This window comes from Calditrichota bacterium (assembly GCA_013151735.1).
In the GTDB taxonomy this organism is placed as follows: domain Bacteria; phylum Zhuqueibacterota; class JdFR-76; order JdFR-76; family BMS3Abin05; genus BMS3Abin05.
Window position 1 is genome coordinate 1 of sequence record JAADHR010000140.1, and the last position, 1,096, is coordinate 1,096.

Consider the following 1,096-nt stretch of genomic DNA (forward strand, 5'->3'; position numbering starts at 1 on the left):
CCGCAGTTCCCATTCCCGGAACTGTTTTTCACCCGGTTTACGCACGCCTACCCAGACACGTCCCCGGGGAGCGTGTTTCATCCCTGCTTTCCAGTAAAGAAGGGTTGCAGTGAAGGTGATGTTTTCGCCGGGTTTGACGCGCCGAATCGGGGTGTGTCCGATGCGCAACGGGCCGGTGTAGTGATCATTGGATTGAATCAACCGGTAAATTTTATCCTGCAGGGTTTGAATGTCTGCTTTCAGGATGGGCAATCGTCCGCCCCAGGTGTAATCGTTGGTCCGCATCCGCAATTCTTCCACAATCGGATGGTAGTGAATGGCCGTTACGGTTGCCAGATCGTTCCAGTAGTCGTACGCGCGGCGGGCGTGGGCAATGGCCGGTTTCAGGTGTTTCCAGTCTTTGGTCTGCTCAAAAAATCCCAATTGCACGGCTGCAAGGAGCTTTTCGCTGTAATAGAGACCCAAATCGGCCAGGGCCTCAGCATCCATGCGGGTGCAGTCGTATTCCTTGTTGGCCGGACTGACTTCCGTATTCGCCCGATTGATCGCTGAAAAAATCCGTGAAGCCAGGGTTTTGAATCGGCGGGACACCTCAATGGGCGAATGCCGTCCCGAAAGCGTCCCGGTTAGCTGCTCCGTGACGTACTCTTCCACGCCTGAGTAGGCGGTGGAATCCAATGCCTTGACGGGCAAAAATTCGTCAATTCCCAGATCTACGCGCTCTTCCCCCCAACGAAAGGCGCCGTTTCCGGTTTCGTACTCCGGTGCCATGGCCCGGTGATCGACCCCCAAGCAATGTGCCTGAAAAATCAGCGGAACTATCTGGCTGGAGGTGGCCACGATTTCTTCAACGTCCCGTGCCCCCTTGTCCCCAAAACGGCGCTCAAATTGCTTCATCCACACGCGTGCATCCGTATTGGGATTGTACGACAGCCGCCCCCAGAGCAGATTCCAGAACCAGTCCCGCTGAAACCCCCAATCGAAAAAGCGGTGGTCAACCCGCTCCGTATTATGGTAAAAATCCGTCCAGGGGAAATAGGCCTGCATGGGCTCGATGGTGAAACCGACCCCGTTTCCGAAATGGAACGTTTCCACC

General features: G+C 55.6%; 1 protein-coding gene. It reads right to left on the reverse strand.

The window, feature by feature from the left end; all coding sequences use genetic code 11:
- Positions 1-1,096, reverse strand: a 1,096-nt coding sequence (locus GXO76_10065; protein NOY78198.1) for a hypothetical protein, incomplete at both ends; no start/stop codon positions are given.